Genomic DNA, 15,545 nt, shown 5'->3' on the forward strand with positions numbered 1-15,545 from the left:
CGATCCTGCCCCTCCCGCCCGCCGGGGCGGGAGGGGTCGCCGGCCGGCGGTCACGAGAGCTTCCGACGGTAGGTGCGGGCCGCGACGAGGACCGCGAGGACGAGCAGGCCGACGCACCAGGCCAGCGCGGTCCAGATGCCCGTGCCGACGGGCTGCTGCGTCAGCAGCGCGCGCAGGGCGTCGACGATCGCGGTGACCGGCTGGTGCTCGGCGAACCATCGCACCGGGCCGGGCATGGCGTCGGTGGGCGCGAAGGCCGAGCTGAGGAACGGCAGGAAGACGAGCGGGTAGGAGAACGCGCTCGCCCCCTCCACCGAGGTCGCCGTGAGGCCGGGGATCACCGCGAGCCACGTGAGCGCCAGCGTGAAGAGCAGCATGATCCCGACGACCCCGAGCCAGGCGGGGACGGCCGCACCGGAGCGGAACCCGATCGCCACGGCGACGCCCACGACGAGCACGAGCGAGACCACGTTGGCGACGAGCGACGTCAGCACGTGCGCCCACAGCACCGACGTGCGCGCCACGGGCATGGAGCGGAACCGCTCGAGCAGGCCGCCCTGCAGGTCGAGGAACAGGCGGTACGCCGTGTAGGAGACGCCGGTGGCCACCGTGATGAGCAGGATGCCGGGGAGCAGGTAGTCCACGTAGGACCCCGCTCCCGCGCCCGCCCCGGTGTCGATGGAGCCGCCGAGGACGAAGACGAAGAGCAGCATGATGGCCACCGGCATGACGGCCGTGGTGACGATGGTGTCGGGGCTGCGCAGCACGTGCGTCAGCGACCGTCGGGTGAGCACCGCGGTATCGCCCCAGAAGTGCCGGTCCATCACAGGTCCCCCTCGCGCTCGGTGGTGCGGGTCGTGGTGCTCGTGGTGCTCGCGGCGCTCGTGGCGGTGGAGGGCTCGGCGGGGACGCCGCGTCCCGACGCCGTCAGCGCGAGGAACACGTCCTCGAGGCTGGGCCGCTTCTCCACGTACTCCACGCGCGCGGGCGGCAGCAGGGCGGTGAGCTCGGCGAGCGTCCCGTCGACGAGGATCCGTCCCCCGTGCAGGATCGCGATGCGGTCCGCGAGGCGCTCGGCCTCCTCCAGGTGCTGCGTCGTGAGCAGGACGCTGGTGCCGCCGGCGGCGAGCTCGGCCACCGCCGCCCACACGCCCAGCCGGGCCTCCGGGTCCAGGCCCGTGGTCGGCTCGTCGAGCACGACCACCGCCGGGTGCCCGACGAGGCTCATCGCCAGGTCGAGGCGGCGCTGCATGCCGCCGGAGAAGGTCGCGGCCCGACGGCCCCCGGCCTCGGTGAGGGAGAAGCGGGCCAGCAGCTCGTCGGCGATCGCGCCCGGGCGGGGCAGGTGACGCAGCCGGGCGACGAGCTCGAGGTTCTCGCGGCCGGTGAGCAGCCCGTCGACCGCCGCGAACTGGCCGGTGAGGCTGAGCGAGGCGCGCACGTCGCGCGCCTGTGTGGCGACGTCGAAACCGTTCACCGACGCCGTGCCGGAGTCGGCGCGGAGCAGGGTCGACAGGATCTTCACGAGGGTCGTCTTGCCGGCGCCGTTGGAGCCGAGCAGGGCGAGGACGCTGCCGCGGGCGACGTCGAGGTCGACCCCGCGGAGCACGGCGAGGTCGCCGTAGGACTTCGTGAGGCCACGGACGCGGACGGCGGGGCCGGAGGAGGCCGCGGCGGGTGCGGCGGCTCGGGTCGGGGTGGGTGCGGGGGCGGGTTCTGCGCTCATGAGACGAGCGTCGGGGGTTGACGCTGCGTCAGGGTCAAGCCCCTGTCGACGACGGGATCCGCACCCTCACGTCGGCCGCCCCGGCGGACCACCCGCCCCGGAGCCGCGGGGCCTGCCGAGCGGGACCGGTCGGGCGCCGGACCGGTCCCGCCGTCGGTCAGAGGGGCTCGACCCGGTCGGCCTGCGGCCCGCGGTCGCTCTGGCGCACCATGAAACGGACGCGGTCGCCCTCCTGCAGGCCCTCGCCGCCGCGCACGACCGACACGTGCACGAAGAGGTCCGCGCCACCCGAGTCCGGGGTGATGAAGCCGAAGCCCCGGTCCGCGTCGTAGCGCGCGACGACGCCCTCGCCGCCCCGGGCGGGGGCACCGGGGTTCGCCGGGCGCTCGGAGCGGCCGCGCGGGCCCGCCGGACCCCGGTCGCGGGAGCCGCCGGCGCCCCGGTCCCGGGAGCCGGCCGGGGCCCGGTCGCGGGGGGCCGCGGCCGCGCGGCCGCGGGGGGCCGGGCCGCCCACCAGACGGACGTCCCGGGCCTGGGGCCCCTTCTCGCCGTCGACGACGCCGAAGGTCACCCGGTCCCCCTCGGCCAGCTCGGCGAGCCCGCCCGCCAGCGACCGGGCGTGCGCGAACACGTCCCCGCCGCCGGAGTCCGGCGCGATGAAGCCGAAGCCCTTCTCCGCGTCGTACCAGGTGACGGTGCCGTCGGCGCCGTCGGCGACCGCCGCGGACCGGGCCGGCTCGGGGCCGAGCGGCAGCAGGTGGTCCGCCTGCGGACCCTTCTCCCCGTCGACGACGAGGAACGCCACGCGCTGGCCCTCGACGACCACGCCGCCGCCCACGATGGCCGAGCTGTGCACGAAGATCTCCGGCCCCCCGTCCTCGGGCGTGAGGAAGCCGTACCCCTTGCTCGGCTCGTACCAGGTGACGGCGCCGAGCAGGCCGAGCGGCGCGTCCGGCGGCACGTCGCCCGTCACGTGGACCCGGCGCGCCTGGGGGCCGCGGTCGCCCGCGCCCACCTCGAACTCGACGACCTGGCCCTCGCGCAGGAGCCGCGCCCCGTCGTCGTCGACGACCTCGGACGCGTGCACGAACAGGTCCTCGCCCCCGTCGTCGAGCGCGATGAAGCCGAACCCCCGCTCGGCGTCGAACCAGCGGACTGTTCCCTGCGGCACGGTGGACTCCTCGTCGGAAAGCTGCGGTCGGTGCCCCCTAGTGTCCCCCGCCCGCGGGGGCCCGCGGTCGTCGGGCACCGGCCGGTGCCGTGGGCCCCGCCGCTCTCCGACGAGGCGGCACCCCCGGGCGTCGGCGGCGGCGACCACCGGGGCGGCGCAGCGCGGGCCGCCCGACCCCTCGCGGCACCGGCCGGCCCGGCGGGCGGTCTCCTCAGTCGCTGAGGGCGCCGGAGGCGGCGGCGAGGCCCGACACGAACGCGAGGACCAGCGCCCAGACCACCGGCTCCGACACCATCGCGGCGGCGACGCGACGGCGGAGGGCCCGAGGAGCGTCGTGGCTCATGCTCGGACGGTAGACCTCGCCCTCCGGTCGCGGAAGCACGCGTCGACCACGGGTCCCTGCCGTCCGGTGACCGAGGTCCCCGCGGTGGCCGCAGCCGGACACGCCGCCCACCCCTGCACGGTGCGCCGACCGGCGATCATGGGCGGGTGGAAGCGTCGTCGCCCGTGCCGCCCGGTCCCCTCCGACCGGTCGACGACGAGGTCCCGACCGGGCCGGGCGAGCGGGTCCTGCTCCTCGAACGACTGGCCGTCGTGGTGGTCGCCGTCGCCGTGGTGGTGATCACCGGTGCCGACCCGCGGGCGATCGCCGCGGTGGCCCTCCTGGTCGGGGTCGTCGCGGAGGTCCGGGAGGACGAGCTCCGACCCGGCCCGACGCGACGACGGCGTGTGCTCGTCCACACGGGCACCACCGCGGTGATCGTCCTCGTCGCCGTGGTGGTCGTCCCGCGATGGGGGGATGCTCTCGCCGTCGCGCTCGCCGGCGGTGGGATGCTCGCGGGCCGGGCCCTCGTCGCCCTGGTGCGCGACACGCGGGACCGCGCGAGCGCCTAAGGAGGCCGCGGGCGGCGGCGGAGCGCGGCCCTGTCCCCCTGAGACACGACCGTGACGGCGTGGCGGGACCGGACCGCCGCTGCGCGGACCGGGAGCGCTCGTGCTGCGGACCCGGCACCAGCGCCCGGGCCTCCTCCGACCGACGACGAGCGGGTCGTCCGCCACGGCCGGCGTCAGCGCCCGTCCGTGCTCCCCCGGACGGAGCGGACCGGCGTCGCGTCCGCTCAGTCCGGCGGCGGCACCGCCGACGGGTCGTCGTCGAGCTCGCCGGGTTCCGGCACGCCACCGCCGTCCTCGGCCGGCTCGACCTCGGGCGTCGAGTCGTCCGAACCGTCGGACTCCGCTCCCGCCTCGAGCACCTCGGGGGTGACCTCCTGCTCGAGGCTCGGGTAGCCGTAGCCGCCCTCGCCCGTCGTCCCGGGTCCCGCGTCCTGCGCCGCGTCGCTCATGGTCGCCCTTCCTGCCGTGCCCGGGCCGTCGCGGACCAGGTCGCCCTCATGGTCGGCGCCCCCGCTGCGCCGCGCCATCGGGACGTCGCGCTGATCGCGCCGTGCGCACCGGGTCTCCGCCCCGCGGATCACAGGTCGGGGTGGGTCGAGGAGTCCCGCCACGGGTCCAGACCGCCTGGACCCGTCGAGCCGCCCTGGGTCTCGCGGAGCAGCGAGAGCAGCCGGTGCACGGACCCGGTCACCGCCTCCTGGACAGAGGAGCCTTCCGCGAGAGCGGTCACCGCGGTTCCGTCGGCGACCGCCAGCACGAGGCGTGGCGCGCCCGGATCGGGTGCCAGCCCTGCACGCGTCAGCACGCGGTGCACGAGGTGCTCCAGGCGTGCGTTCCAGGCGACCACGACCGGACGCAGGCGTGGGTGCCGACCCGCGTCGAGGTACCGCTCGTACATCAGCAGCATCCGGGCGCTGGACTCGTCCGCGCCGATGATCTGGGCGACGGCCTGGGCAGCCAGGTCGACGCCGAGGTCGTCCGGGAGGCGATCGACCACCTCCTGCGCCCGGACGACCCATGTGTCCGCGAGGTGCTGCAGGGCTTCGTCGCGCAGGTCCTCGGCAGAGGCGAAGTAGTACGTGGTCGAGGCCAGGGGAAGCCCGGCACGGGTGGCGACGGCGCGGTGGCTGAGCGCGCCGAGTCCGTGCTCGAGCAGCAGGTCGGCGGCGGCGGCGATCAGCGCGTCCCGCCGCTGCTGACCGCGCGCGTACCTCGTCGCCGGAGCTGCCACGTCAGTGCGCGCTGCTGGTGAGCTGCAGACCGACCACGCCGGCCACGATCAGCACGATCGAGACGAGCTTGAGGACCTCGATCGACTCCCCCAGGAAGACCATCCCGACCACGGCGGTCCCGACGGCCCCGATGCCCGTCCACACGGCGTAGGCGGACCCCACGGGCAGGGTGCGCAGACCGATCGCCAGCAGCGTGAAGCTGGAAGCGGCGAACACGACGAACATCACGCTCGGGACGAGCCGTGAGAACCCCTCGCTGGCCTTCAGGGACAGGGCGAACCCCGTCTCGAGCAGGCCGGCGATGACGACGAGCGCCCAGGCCATGGCAGGGCTCCTCTCTCAAGTTGGTACGGATGTGCCATAACAGTGGCACGCCCGTACCAGTTTGGCAACCACCGCGCCGTCGTCGACCCTCGCCGCCGCTGGCGGCCCGTGTTGCCGAGCACCGCCGCCCCCTCCGCGTCACGACGGTCGCCCGCCGGGCACTCGCGCCGTCGGGGGCCCGGCCCCGGCGCCGTGATGACGCGGTCTCGACATCCGTCGGCCGAGGTCCGCCTCTCCGGCGGCACGCCGCGCCCGAGGTGGTAGAGAGGCCGCGGGCGGGTGGGATCGTCGGCGCATGACCGATCGCGACGCCGTTCCCCCGCACGACAGCAGCTCGCCCGATCCGGGTTCCGGCGGCACGGCGCTGCGCGACCGATGGTGGTGGTCGCCGACGCTGTGGCTCGTCCTCGGGCTCGCTGTCGCCGGCTACCAGGTCGAGCCGCTGCGCGGGACGTCCGCGCTCTGGGCCAACTGGCTGATCGCAGGGCTGGGCCTGCTCGTCGCCGTCTACGGCGCCGTCCGGCTCGTGCGCGCCGCCCGGTCACGCTGATCGTCGACGCTACCGGTCGGTCCAGTTCTGCCAACGGATCCGCGGCCCGAGAAGCTAGACCTCCGTGAGGACCGGCCACGCCAGCGAGCTCCTCTTCGACCCGGTTCTTCGACCTCATCGCCGGAACCGTGCTCGTCGTCTCATCCCGGGAGCGAACGGGGCTCGTCCGGCGCCAGCGCGGACCACCATCGGTATTCGATCGCGCGTGGTGCTCAGCGGTAGATCCGGGCAAGCGAAGGCGCCCGGATCGCGGCAGATCCGGACGTTCAGTCGCGACGTCAGGTATGACCGCGTGGCGGATGCGGCTGCTTGGCTAAGGCGCCAGTTTGGTGATCACGGCCTCCTCCATGCCCGGGCGTACAGCGATCTCGATGGTCCCGATCGCGCTCGGCGCGTTGAGGATGGACAAGCCGCCGAGAACGCTGAGACCCAACCGTGTGGTCTGGCCCGTCTGGTGCACTGCCTCGACCGCGATGTCTAACGGGGTTCCCTTCATGAAGCGCACCCCACCCGTGAGCGGCACCAGGTGTATGCGGCCGGGAGACAGGTGCATCTGCCCGTGTCGCCACCGCCCGGCGCGACCCAGCGGCGAGTCATCGGCGGTGCGTAACGCCCCCTCAACGACTTGGCGCGTCAGCTGGCGACGCGCTATCCGGTCCTGCATGCGGTGCTGGATCAGCGCGTTGAGCGGCGCCAGTGCCGCGACGAGCGCTAGGGCAGGTAGAGCGGCGGTTCAGGGGTTGTCGAGCAGCCAGACCGACGTCGCGATGAGTACGACGGCAGCGACAGCCACGAGCGCCAGCCATCGCGCGAACCCTCGTGCCAGTTGCATCGCATTCGTCCCCTTCGTGCGCGCCCGCTCGAGATTCGCTGGTCTCGGTAAGACCTCAGCCGCACCCTGCCAGGAACCACCGGTGGGAACGGCGCCAACAGCACATATTCACCCGCGGATCGGGAGCAGCTACCCGGGCACCGGAACGGACGCTTGCCGCATGGGGCAGCGGTCCTCCTCCGCGGGACCGTCGGACGAACAGCCCACGCTCCGCCGTCTCGAGGATTGCCAGCTTCGACGCCGATAGACCTCTGGGTGGGAGTGGAGCCGAGCGAAGCTCCCGTCCGAACGACCGCTTCGCGGCAGATCCGGGCGTCAGGAGGACCCCATCGCTTCGGGCGGTGGCCAAGCACCCTTGAGGAGCTCCTCGGCTTCCCTCACGATCTGCCGTTCGAAGTCCTTGCGCTCGACATCCCAGTCCGGGGTCCAGTCGTCCCACTCGCTCGTCGCGCCCACGATGGGTTGCAGGCTCGCGGGGAACCCGAGCTCGTTCCATCCTTCCGACCAGATGAGCCGTCCTCCCACCTCGGGTGGTAGGACACCTTCGACGATCGAGCGACACCACCAGCGCACGAGCTCCCAACGCCCCTCAGCGGGACCCGGCACCTGCAGGTCGAGCTCGCGCACGATCGCGCGGAAGAGCTCTTGCGCCTCCGGTTCCTCTCGGCGCGTCAGTCCCGCCAGCTCGAGCAGTGATGGTGCATCAACCTTCTCGGCGACGGCGCGAAGAGCGGCATCGATCAGGAGGTCAGCCCTGACGAGACCGTCGAGGTGCTGCCTGATCGCCAACATGCGGAGCTCTTCGAGAGCGTCAGAGGGCACCTATGAAGACTCTCACCAGGCCGCCGTGGCCCCGACGACCGTGAACCGGGGGTGCGCACGATCAGCGGCAGATCCGGGCGAGCGTAGCCGCCCTCAACGCGGCAGATCCGCGCGAGCGCAGCCGCCTTCAACGCGGCTACTTGTTGACTTCCCTGACGGCGACGGCATGAGCGGTAGTCGTAGCGGGGCAGACGCGACGACATGGCGGAGGGTCGGGGCAGCGACCCAGGGTGGTAGTAGCGCTTACCCGAGCTGGTCGGCCGGGCGGAGCAGGACCTCGTGGATGGCTAGGTGGCGCGGGCGGGCCAGGACGAAGGCGATGATCTCGGCGACCTCCTCGGGCTTGACCTTGGCCGTGTCGTAGCCCTTCTGGACGGCAGCGCGGGTTTCTTCGTGGGTGATGTGGGTGGGCAGCTCGGTGTCGACGACGCCGGGCTCGATGAGCGTGACGCGGACGTCGGGCAGCAGCTCCTGGCGCAGGGACTCCGACCAGCCGTTCATGGCCCACTTCGTGGCCGCGTAGACGCCGTTGCCGGCGCGAGCGGTGCGGCCGGCGACGGAGGAGATGTTGATGAGGTCGCCGCCGCCGTCCTTGAGCTGGTCGAGGAAGACCTCGGTGGCGGTGATCGCGCCGAGGAGGTTGACCTCGACCATGGCGCGGTAGTCCGCGCGCTGCTGGGAGGAGAACGGGCCGAGCAGCATCGTGCCCGCGTTGTTGACGAGCACGTCGACGCCTCCCAGCTCGCTCTGGACCCGGGTGGCGGCGGCCACGACGGAGTCCCGGTCGGTGACGTCGGCCTCGATGGCGATGGCACCATCGCCCAGCTCGTCGGCCAGGGCCTGGATGCGGTCGGCTCGACGCGCCAGCAGGGCGACGCGGTAGCCCTCGGCGGCGAGTGCCCGAGCGGTGGCGGCGCCGATCCCGGAGGAGGCGCCGGTGATGACCGCGACGCGGCCGGTGGTGTCCGTCATGGTGTGGATTCCTCTGCTCGTAAGGGGGGAGTGGGGTGGGCGTCGTGCTCAGTCGACGGGCGTGACCCGCAGGGTGGCCTGGGCGGCGAGGGGTCCGGTGACGCTGCCGACGATGCGTGGCCCGTAGCGGTCGTACTTGGCGTGGTAGGCCGCGTCCAGCCGGTTCTGCAGCGCGCCGTCCTGAGGGTCTACGGACTCGAAGGTGACGGCAGCCTCGAGGGACCCGACGCTGAAGCGGCCGGTGCCGGAGGTCCTGGCTCGGACGAACCAGCCGTTGCGGGGACCGCGTGCGGAGCGGACGTAGACCGCGTCGGCGACCCGCACCGCCCAGATCGTGACCGCCGGAGTCTGGGCCCCGTCGGGTCCGGTCGGGGTGACCTGCACCTCGTCGGTGACGTCGACCGCCCGGAGTTGCTCGCTGGTCCAGTCAGTCATCGTGGTCCTCGCCGAAGACCCGCTGAGCGACGGCGATGGCCGACATGGCCTTGGGCCAGCCCGCGTAGAACGCCAGGTGCACGATCGCCTCGACGAGCTCGCTTTCGCTCAGACCGTTCTCCCGCGCGAGGCGCAGGTGGCCCACGAGTTGTTCGGTGCTGCCGCCGGTGACGAGCGAGGCGATGGTGACCAGCGAACGGCGCCGCTGTAGGAGATCAGGTAGACGGTCGAGATGATGCCCGCGCGCTGGTGAGCCTCGGCGCCGGCGAGCATGAGGCGCATCCCCGCCCCGCCGATGGCACCCAGAGCGATGCCGCCGACGAGGCAGGCCACCAGGAGCGCGACGGTGGCCGAGGCGTGGACGGCGACGACGATGACGACCGCCGCCACGGCGAAGACGACCATCCCCACGGCAAGGGTGCGGGGAGCTGCGAGGCGTCCACCCAGGGCGCCGCCGAGCGGGGAGAGCACCACGATGCAGGCGAAAACGACGGCGGCGAGCAGGGCGGAGGTGCTGCCGAGCTGGTCCACGGTCAGCGTGGGGGAGAACGCCTGGAAGAACCCTGACAGCGACCAGGTCGCCACCAGGCCTCCGGAGACGGCGAGCACAGCCCACCCCTGCCCGGCCGGGAGTTGGACGCGGGGCCGCAACGCCGCCCTCACGCCCGTCGTGCGCTGCACGGTGTCGCGGCAGAAGCCCAGGGCGATCGCGCAGAGCCCGAGCGCGACGGCGACCAGGAGGTAGACCAGCTGACGCGGCTGCGGGGCGTACTGGACCAGCGTCCCGGAGACCAGGGCGCCGAACGGGATGGCGAAGGCCGGGGCGTTGGCGGTCACGACAGGACCTGCCCAGGCCGGGCGGGCCGGAGCCAGCTCGAGTGCGTAGGTGCCCAGTGCACTGGTGGCGGTCCCGCAGGCCAGTCCCTGCAGGAGGCGGCCGACCACCAGCGGGGCCAGGCCGTCCACCCGGGTGAGCACGAGCAGGCCGATCGCCGCGCACACCACCGCAGCGATCGCGACGGGGCGTCGGCCCAGCACGTCGGACAGCCGCCCCAGGACCAGCAGGGCCGCGGCCGTCACGGCCAAATAGACCACGGTCGTCAGGGCCAGGTCACCGCTGCTGACCGCGAACTCGCGGCGGTAGGTGGCGTACAGCGGGACGGGCGCGCCCGAACCGACGAACACCAGGACCAGGGCGGCGACCACCGTTGCGTAGGACGCGCGGTCGGCGAGCCGACGCCGCGTAGGGCGGTGGCCGCCGGCGGTGGCGAGGTGCGAATGCGTCCGCTCGATCCCTGCCTGCGAGGTGCCGGCCTCGTCCGAGGTGATCACGGGGGCGTCGTCGAGGGTCGAGGAGGGGTCACGGCTGCTCATCACGGAGCGGACTTTCCTTGTCTTGGTGCGTGTGACCTGTGCCCAGCGGTGGGCGACCGTCCCCGGCAGGGGCTGCACGTGCTGCCGCTGCCGGGGACGGCGCCGGAGTCGGCTCAGGCCTCGGGGATGGGCATGCCAAAGGTTCCCAGGGTGATGGCCTCGGGCTCGGGCCCCCCGCGCCTGCCGGTGTCCAGGGCGTCGATCGCGGCGAGCTCCTCGCCGGTCAGCTCGAAGTCGAAGACGTCGATGTTCTCGGCGATGCGGTTCGCCTTGGTCGACTTGGGGATGACCGAGCGGCCCTGCTGCAGGCCCCAGCGCAGCATGACCTGCGCCGGGCTCTTCGCGTGGGCCTGGGCGATGGCGACGATCACCGGGTCCTGCAGAGTGCTGGTGTGCTCGCCCTCGCGGTAGAACGTGATGCCTCCGATGGGCGACCACGCCTGGGTGAGGATGCCGTGCTGGCGGCCGAAGTCCTGCACCTCGCGCTGGGCGAAGTAGGGGTGCACCTCGATCTGGTTGACGGCCGGGACGACGTCGGTGGCCGCCAGCAGACGCTCCAGGTGCTCGACCATGAAGTTGCTGACCCCGATGGCCCGCACCTTGCCGTCGCTGAGCAGCTTCTCCAGCGCCCGGTAGGCGGCGAGGGTCTTCTCGAAGTCCGAGGGCAGTGCCTGGTGCAGGATCAGCAGGTCGATCTGCTCCAGGCCCAGCTTGGTGGCGCTCTTGTCGAACCCGTGCAGGGTCTGCTCGTAGCCGTAGTCGCTGATCCAGACCTTCGTCTCGACGAAGACCTCGGAGCGGTCCAGGCCGGAGGCGGCGATGGCCTGCCCGACCTCGCGCTCGTTGCCGTAGGCGGCAGCGGTGTCGATGTGGCGGTACCCGGCCTGCAGGGCCGCGGCCACCGCGGTGCGGGTGTCCTCGGGGGAGGACTGGAAGACGCCCAGGCCCAGGGCCGGCAGCGTCACGCCGTTGTTCAGAGTCAGCTCGTTCATGGCAACGACGGTAGGCACGTCCGGGATCCGCAGGGAGAGGCTGACAGCACCCCCCTGACCACCGTCGCCGCGGTTGCCGCCCTCGGCCATGGGGGTGCTGTCAGCCTCTCCCAGTACCGGAGCAGGGCTCTTAGCGTGAGTGCATGCACAATCGCAGCGAGGTCCGAGACTTCCTGGTCTCCCGCCGCGCGAAGGTGACCCCCGCCCAGGTCGGGCTGGCCACCGATGGCCGCACGCGTCGGGTGCCGGGCCTTCGCCGCGACGAGGTCGCCGAGCGGGCCGGGGTGTCGGTGGAGTACTACACCCAGCTCGAGCGGGGCAACATCCGCGGTGCCTCCGAGAGCGTCCTGGACGCCCTGGCCCGGGCCCTGCTCCTGGACGACGCCGAACGCACGCACCTGTTCGACCTGGCGCGGGCCGCGAACACCACGACGGCCGTGCGGCAGCGTCCCGCCGGCCGGCGGGTCCGCCCCGCGATCCAGGCCATCCTGGACTCCCAGCTGTCCCCGGCGTGGGTAAGCAACACCCTGGGCGACGTGGTCGCCACCAACACCCTGGGCCGCGCCTATCTGTCCCCCCTGTTCGACGACCCCGCCCGCCCGGTCAACACCGCCCGCTTCCGGTTCCTCAACCCCCGCGCCGTCGACTACTACCTGGACTGGGACCAGACCGCCGCCGACACCGTGGCCAGCCTGCGCAGCAGGGCCGGGAAGAACCCCTACGACAAGGCCCTGACCGACCTCATCGGGGAGCTGTGCACCCGCAGCACCGAGTTCGCCGCCCGCTGGGCCGAGCACGACGTGCGCCACCACCGCACCGGCCGCAAGCGCGTGCACCACCCCGTGGTCGGCGAGCTGACCCTGTCCTACGAGGCCCTCGAGCTGCCCTCCGACGAAGGGCTCGTGCTCTACATCTTCACCGCCGAGCCCGAATCGCTCGACGAACGCGCCCTGAACCTCCTGGCCAGCTGGGCCAGCACGCCCGAGGCGGTCCCCGACAGCGCCCAGCTTGAGCCCGAGCACGCGCAAGAAAGCACGTCGTGACACTTCCCGAGCCCCGCTCCAGCGACCGGCGTGCCGTCCTGCGCGCCGCTCTCCTGCTCGGCGCCGGCGCCCTGGGAGCAGCCCTCACCGCCTGTTCCACGCCGCAGGCAAGCACCTCCGCTCGCCGCACGTCGCCGGCGCCCGACCCCTCCACCGCACCGGGAGCAACCACGACCGCGCCTAGCACCGCAGGCGGCTCACGCACCCTGCTCGTCTACTTCTCGCGCGCCGGGGAGAACTACTTCCACGGCGGCCGGACCCACCTCACGGTCGGCAACACCGAGGTCCTCGCCGACATGATCGCCGAGGCCATCCGCTGCGACGTGCACCGCATCGAACCCGTCGAGGCCTACCCCGACAGCTACGACGCCACCGTGGCCCGCAACGTCCAGGAGCAGGACGACGACGCCCGACCGGCGGTCGCCAACCCGCTCACCTCCCTGCAGGGCTACGACACGATCCTACTCGGCAGCCCGATCTGGAACGTGCGGCCCCCGATGATCATGGCCACCGTCGCCGAAGCGCTCGACTTCACCGGCACGAGCGTGCACCCCTTCGTCACCTACGCCGTCAGCGGCCTGGGCCGGACCGAACGCGACTACACCGCCTGGTGCGCCGGCGCACGCCTCGGTGAAGGCTTCGCCGCCCGCGGCGAGGACGTTCCCGACCCCCGTAGCTCCGTCCGCGCCGACGCGCAGGAATGGCTGCGCGCCATCGGCCTGCTCACCGCGTGACCACCGCACCGCACCACTCCACCGAACCGGGAGAACCTCTGATGATCACCCGCACCCTCGGCCGCGACGGCCTGCAGGTCTCCGCCCTCGGACTGGGCTGCATGGGCCTGAGCCACGGCTACGGCGCCGCCGTCGACGACGCGGCCGGCATCGCCCTCATCCGCGACGCCGTCGACCGCGGCATCACCTTCTTCGACACCGCGCAGGTCTACGGGCCCTTCACCAACGAGAGGCTCGTCGGCAAGGCCCTTGCCCCGTTCCGCGACGACGTCGTCATCGCCACCAAGTTCGGCTTCTCCCTGCCCGGCGACCCGGCCCCGACCGGCACAGGGCTCGACAGCCGGCCCGAGCACATCCGCGCCACCGTCGAGGACTCCCTGCGCCGCCTGGGTACCGAGAGCATCGACCTGCTGTACCAGCACCGCGTGGACCCCGACGTGCCCGCCGAAGACGTCGCAGGCACGGTCAAGGACCTCATCACGGAGGGCAAGGTCCAGGCCTTCGGCCTGTCCGAGGCCGGCGTCGACGTCGTCCGCCGCTCGCACGCCGTGCAGCCGGTCACCGCGCTGCAGAGCGAGTACTCGCTGTTCTGGCGCGAGCCCGAGCAGGAGATTCTGCCCGCCCTGATCGAGCTGGGCATCGGGTTCGTGCCGTTCAGCCCTCTCGGCAAGGGCTTCCTCACCGGCACCATCGGGACCAGCACGACCTTCGCCGAGGGCGATCTGCGGGGGAACCTGCCTCGCTTCACCGAGGAGGCGCGCGCCGCCAACCAGGCCATGGTCGACCTGCTCACGGCCATCGCCGCGCGCACCGGAGCCACCAACGCCCAGGTCGCCCTCGCGTGGCTGCTGGCCCAGCACCCCTGGATCGTGCCGATCCCCGGCACTACGAAGCAGCACCGACTGGCCGAGAACGTCGCCGCCGTCGACCTCGAGCTCACCGCGCAGGACCTGGCCGACCTGACCGCCGCCGCCGACGAACTCCCCGCCCAGCCCGACCGCTACCCCGAGCCCATGCAGCGCATGATCAACCGCTAAGCGGTTCCCGGTGACGACGCGTGTCCGGGCCTCCGACTCGGAGGGGCTCGGCCGTAGCGTTTGGGCGGCACTGATCTGAGGGCCTTCGACGCGCGGATGAGCGGCTTCGTCAAGCCTGTCACAGGCTTGTTCATGGCGAGTCCTGACGCCCGCTCATCGGCAGATCCGGATGTCGGGCGGCGGCTGTGCACTCCTCCGCTCGACCGCGGCGTGCGACGGCGGCCGCGCTGCCCGCGACGCACGTTCGGCCCCTGGAGCGGCGACCGTGCCCCGCCGGGTGGCGACCGCGTCACCGGCGGCTGCAGGGCCGGCGAGGCCTCTCGCTCGCCCCTCCCGGCCAGCGGGCGGCGCCGGCGCTCGGTCAAGCACCGCTCGACGGCCGCCCCGCCCGCCGCGGGCAGAGCCTTCGATGACCGCCCGCGGGAGCACCACGGCCCGGGACGCACGTCTAGTCCTGGGCGGTCGCCCCCGCGGGGTCGGTGTCGAGGAACGTGGTCACGGCGTCGAGCACCATCGGGGCGCGGCTCAGGCCGAAGAAGTGGGTGGTGCCCGGGAAGACGGCGAGCTGGGAGGACGGGACGCCCTCGAAGTCGCCGTTGACGTCGCCGCCCCGCAGCTGCAGGAATCGCACGGCGTGCTCCAGCCGCACCATGTCGCAGTCGCCGACCGTGATGAGCGTCGGTGCGGCGATGCCGCGGATGGCGTCGTCGGACCATCCGGCGAAGCCCTCGTCGTAGTGGCTGAGCTTGGTGAGCAGGTCCTGCAGCTTCTCCGGGTGGGGGGACTTCTCGCGGTACGCCTGCTCCATGGGCGTCCCGGCGATCATGTCGACGGTCATCTCCGCGACGGCCTCGCTGTTGCCCCCTCGGTCGCCGTCGGGGTGGAAGGAGACGGAGGAGGCCACCAGCCGGCGCACGAGGTCGGGGTGCTCGACGGCCAGGTGCAGGGCGACCGCCCCGCCGATGCTGAAGCCGAACACGTCGACCTGGGCCAGCCCGAGGTGGGCGAGCAGCCCGACGACGTCGGAGGCGAGGCCCGCCGTGGTGAGGGGCCGGTCGGCGTCGTTGGTCCGCCCGTGCCCCTGGAAGTCGGCTGCGATCACCTGGCGGTCCTGCGCGAGGTGCGGCAGCAGGTCGGCGAACTGCTGGTCGATGTCGAACAGGCCGCCGTGGAGCAGGAGGAGCGGCGTGCCGCCCGACCCGTGCACCTCGTAGTACATCTGCAGGCCGTTGACGGGCGCGTAGCCCGTCGTCGCGGAGCGCTCCGCGGTGCTGGTGCTCGTCGTCTGGGTCATGTCGTCCTCCTCGATGCGCCGGTCGATCCGTGCAGACCGCCGGACGCCGTTGAACTCGTCGGCGCTCCGGCGGGCACTGGGCGGCGGGGACGCCTTCGCGGGTGGTCGGCAGT

The 15,545-nt window shown here is 73.0% G+C and carries 20 protein-coding genes; 5 read left to right on the forward strand and 15 right to left on the reverse strand.

The window, feature by feature from the left end; translation table 11 throughout:
• Positions 1-50 precede the first annotated feature (50 nt).
• The 4 genes from EJA20_RS06210 to EJA20_RS19725 all read right to left on the reverse strand — a co-directional run bounded on the left by EJA20_RS06210 (position 51) and on the right by EJA20_RS19725 (position 3,240).
• Complete coding sequence (locus tag EJA20_RS06210; RefSeq protein WP_129337298.1) at positions 51-824, reverse strand: ABC transporter permease; 774 nt, start codon at positions 822-824, stop codon at positions 51-53.
• Positions 824-1,726 carry an ABC transporter ATP-binding protein gene (locus tag EJA20_RS06215; RefSeq protein ID WP_129337299.1) on the reverse strand — a complete coding sequence of 301 codons (903 nt, stop codon included), beginning with the start codon at positions 1,724-1,726 and terminating at the stop codon, positions 824-826. Before EJA20_RS06215 ends, EJA20_RS06210 begins: the two co-directional genes overlap by 1 nt.
• Before the next feature lie 157 nt (positions 1,727-1,883).
• Complete coding sequence (locus EJA20_RS19720; RefSeq protein WP_129337300.1) at positions 1,884-2,897, reverse strand: cold-shock protein; 1,014 nt, start codon at positions 2,895-2,897, stop codon at positions 1,884-1,886.
• Positions 2,898-3,108: 211 nt separating this feature from the next.
• The gene (locus EJA20_RS19725) at positions 3,109-3,240 is read right to left on the reverse strand and encodes a hypothetical protein (protein ID WP_276319524.1); all 132 of its coding nucleotides are present in this window, start codon (positions 3,238-3,240) and stop codon (positions 3,109-3,111) included.
• A gap of 146 nt (positions 3,241-3,386) precedes the next feature.
• Between EJA20_RS19725 and EJA20_RS06225 the strand changes: the two genes are divergently transcribed.
• Positions 3,387-3,791, forward strand: coding sequence for a hypothetical protein (locus EJA20_RS06225; protein ID WP_129337301.1), 405 nt, complete (start codon positions 3,387-3,389; stop codon positions 3,789-3,791).
• 224 nt (positions 3,792-4,015) lie between these two features.
• Here the strand turns inward: EJA20_RS06225 and EJA20_RS06230 are convergent, their stop codons facing one another.
• The 3 genes from EJA20_RS06230 to EJA20_RS06245 all read right to left on the reverse strand — a co-directional run bounded on the left by EJA20_RS06230 (position 4,016) and on the right by EJA20_RS06245 (position 5,347).
• Entirely contained in the window at positions 4,016-4,240 is a 225-nt protein-coding gene (locus tag EJA20_RS06230; RefSeq protein WP_129337302.1) for a hypothetical protein, read from the reverse strand.
• A gap of 128 nt (positions 4,241-4,368) precedes the next feature.
• Positions 4,369-5,022 (reverse strand): TetR/AcrR family transcriptional regulator, encoded by a 654-nt coding sequence (locus tag EJA20_RS18620; protein WP_164983853.1) that lies wholly within the window; start codon positions 5,020-5,022, stop codon positions 4,369-4,371.
• Position 5,023: 1 nt separating this feature from the next.
• Positions 5,024-5,347: a DMT family transporter gene (locus tag EJA20_RS06245; protein ID WP_129337303.1), complete on the reverse strand. Its 324-nt coding sequence runs from the start codon at positions 5,345-5,347 to the stop codon at positions 5,024-5,026.
• A 295-nt stretch (positions 5,348-5,642) separates the two neighbouring features.
• On the opposite strand from EJA20_RS06245, the gene EJA20_RS06250 reads away from it, so the two are divergent.
• Positions 5,643-5,897 (forward strand): hypothetical protein, encoded by a 255-nt coding sequence (locus EJA20_RS06250; protein WP_129337304.1) that lies wholly within the window; start codon positions 5,643-5,645, stop codon positions 5,895-5,897.
• 313 nt (positions 5,898-6,210) lie between these two features.
• Here EJA20_RS06250 and EJA20_RS06255 read toward each other — a convergent pair whose 3' ends face one another.
• The 7 genes from EJA20_RS06255 to EJA20_RS06285 form a co-directional block, all read right to left on the reverse strand.
• Positions 6,211-6,393, reverse strand: a complete 183-nt coding sequence (locus EJA20_RS06255; protein WP_164983854.1) for a hypothetical protein — start codon at positions 6,391-6,393, stop codon at positions 6,211-6,213.
• Positions 6,394-7,044: 651 nt separating this feature from the next.
• Positions 7,045-7,521, reverse strand: coding sequence for a hypothetical protein (locus tag EJA20_RS06260; RefSeq protein ID WP_129337306.1), 477 nt, complete (start codon positions 7,519-7,521; stop codon positions 7,045-7,047).
• A gap of 273 nt (positions 7,522-7,794) precedes the next feature.
• Complete coding sequence (locus EJA20_RS06265) at positions 7,795-8,523, reverse strand: SDR family oxidoreductase (protein WP_129337307.1); 729 nt, start codon at positions 8,521-8,523, stop codon at positions 7,795-7,797.
• 48 nt (positions 8,524-8,571) lie between these two features.
• On the reverse strand, positions 8,572-8,958 hold the full coding sequence (locus EJA20_RS06270) for a DUF2255 family protein (protein WP_129337308.1): 387 nt from the start codon (positions 8,956-8,958) through the stop codon (positions 8,572-8,574).
• The gene (locus EJA20_RS06275) at positions 8,951-9,151 is read right to left on the reverse strand and encodes a carboxymuconolactone decarboxylase family protein (protein WP_129337342.1); all 201 of its coding nucleotides are present in this window, start codon (positions 9,149-9,151) and stop codon (positions 8,951-8,953) included. Before EJA20_RS06275 ends, EJA20_RS06270 begins: the two co-directional genes overlap by 8 nt.
• The gene (locus tag EJA20_RS06280) at positions 9,067-10,332 is read right to left on the reverse strand and encodes an MFS transporter (RefSeq protein WP_129337309.1); all 1,266 of its coding nucleotides are present in this window, start codon (positions 10,330-10,332) and stop codon (positions 9,067-9,069) included. The genes EJA20_RS06275 and EJA20_RS06280 overlap by 85 nt, the downstream gene beginning before the upstream one ends.
• Positions 10,333-10,445: 113 nt before the next feature.
• Positions 10,446-11,324 (reverse strand): aldo/keto reductase, encoded by an 879-nt coding sequence (locus EJA20_RS06285; RefSeq protein WP_129337310.1) that lies wholly within the window; start codon positions 11,322-11,324, stop codon positions 10,446-10,448.
• Between the two features lie 143 nt (positions 11,325-11,467).
• On the opposite strand from EJA20_RS06285, the gene EJA20_RS06290 reads away from it, so the two are divergent.
• The 3 genes from EJA20_RS06290 to EJA20_RS06300 are packed head-to-tail and all read left to right on the forward strand — an operon-like array spanning position 11,468 to position 14,138.
• A complete protein-coding gene (locus EJA20_RS06290; protein WP_129337311.1) occupies positions 11,468-12,367 on the forward strand; it encodes a helix-turn-helix domain-containing protein in 900 nt (299 codons plus the stop codon).
• Positions 12,364-13,101, forward strand: a complete 738-nt coding sequence (locus EJA20_RS06295) for a flavodoxin (RefSeq protein WP_205687395.1) — start codon at positions 12,364-12,366, stop codon at positions 13,099-13,101. The genes EJA20_RS06290 and EJA20_RS06295 overlap by 4 nt, the downstream gene beginning before the upstream one ends.
• 41 nt (positions 13,102-13,142) lie before the next feature.
• On the forward strand, positions 13,143-14,138 hold the full coding sequence (locus EJA20_RS06300) for an aldo/keto reductase (protein WP_129337312.1): 996 nt from the start codon (positions 13,143-13,145) through the stop codon (positions 14,136-14,138).
• 448 nt (positions 14,139-14,586) lie between these two features.
• On the opposite strand, the gene EJA20_RS06305 is transcribed toward EJA20_RS06300, so the two are convergent.
• Entirely contained in the window at positions 14,587-15,432 is an 846-nt protein-coding gene (locus tag EJA20_RS06305; protein ID WP_129337313.1) for an alpha/beta fold hydrolase, read from the reverse strand.
• Positions 15,433-15,545 lie beyond the last annotated feature (113 nt).

It is taken from the genome of Cellulomonas endophytica, from assembly GCF_004123805.1.
GTDB classification, from domain to species: domain Bacteria; phylum Actinomycetota; class Actinomycetes; order Actinomycetales; family Cellulomonadaceae; genus Cellulomonas; species Cellulomonas endophytica.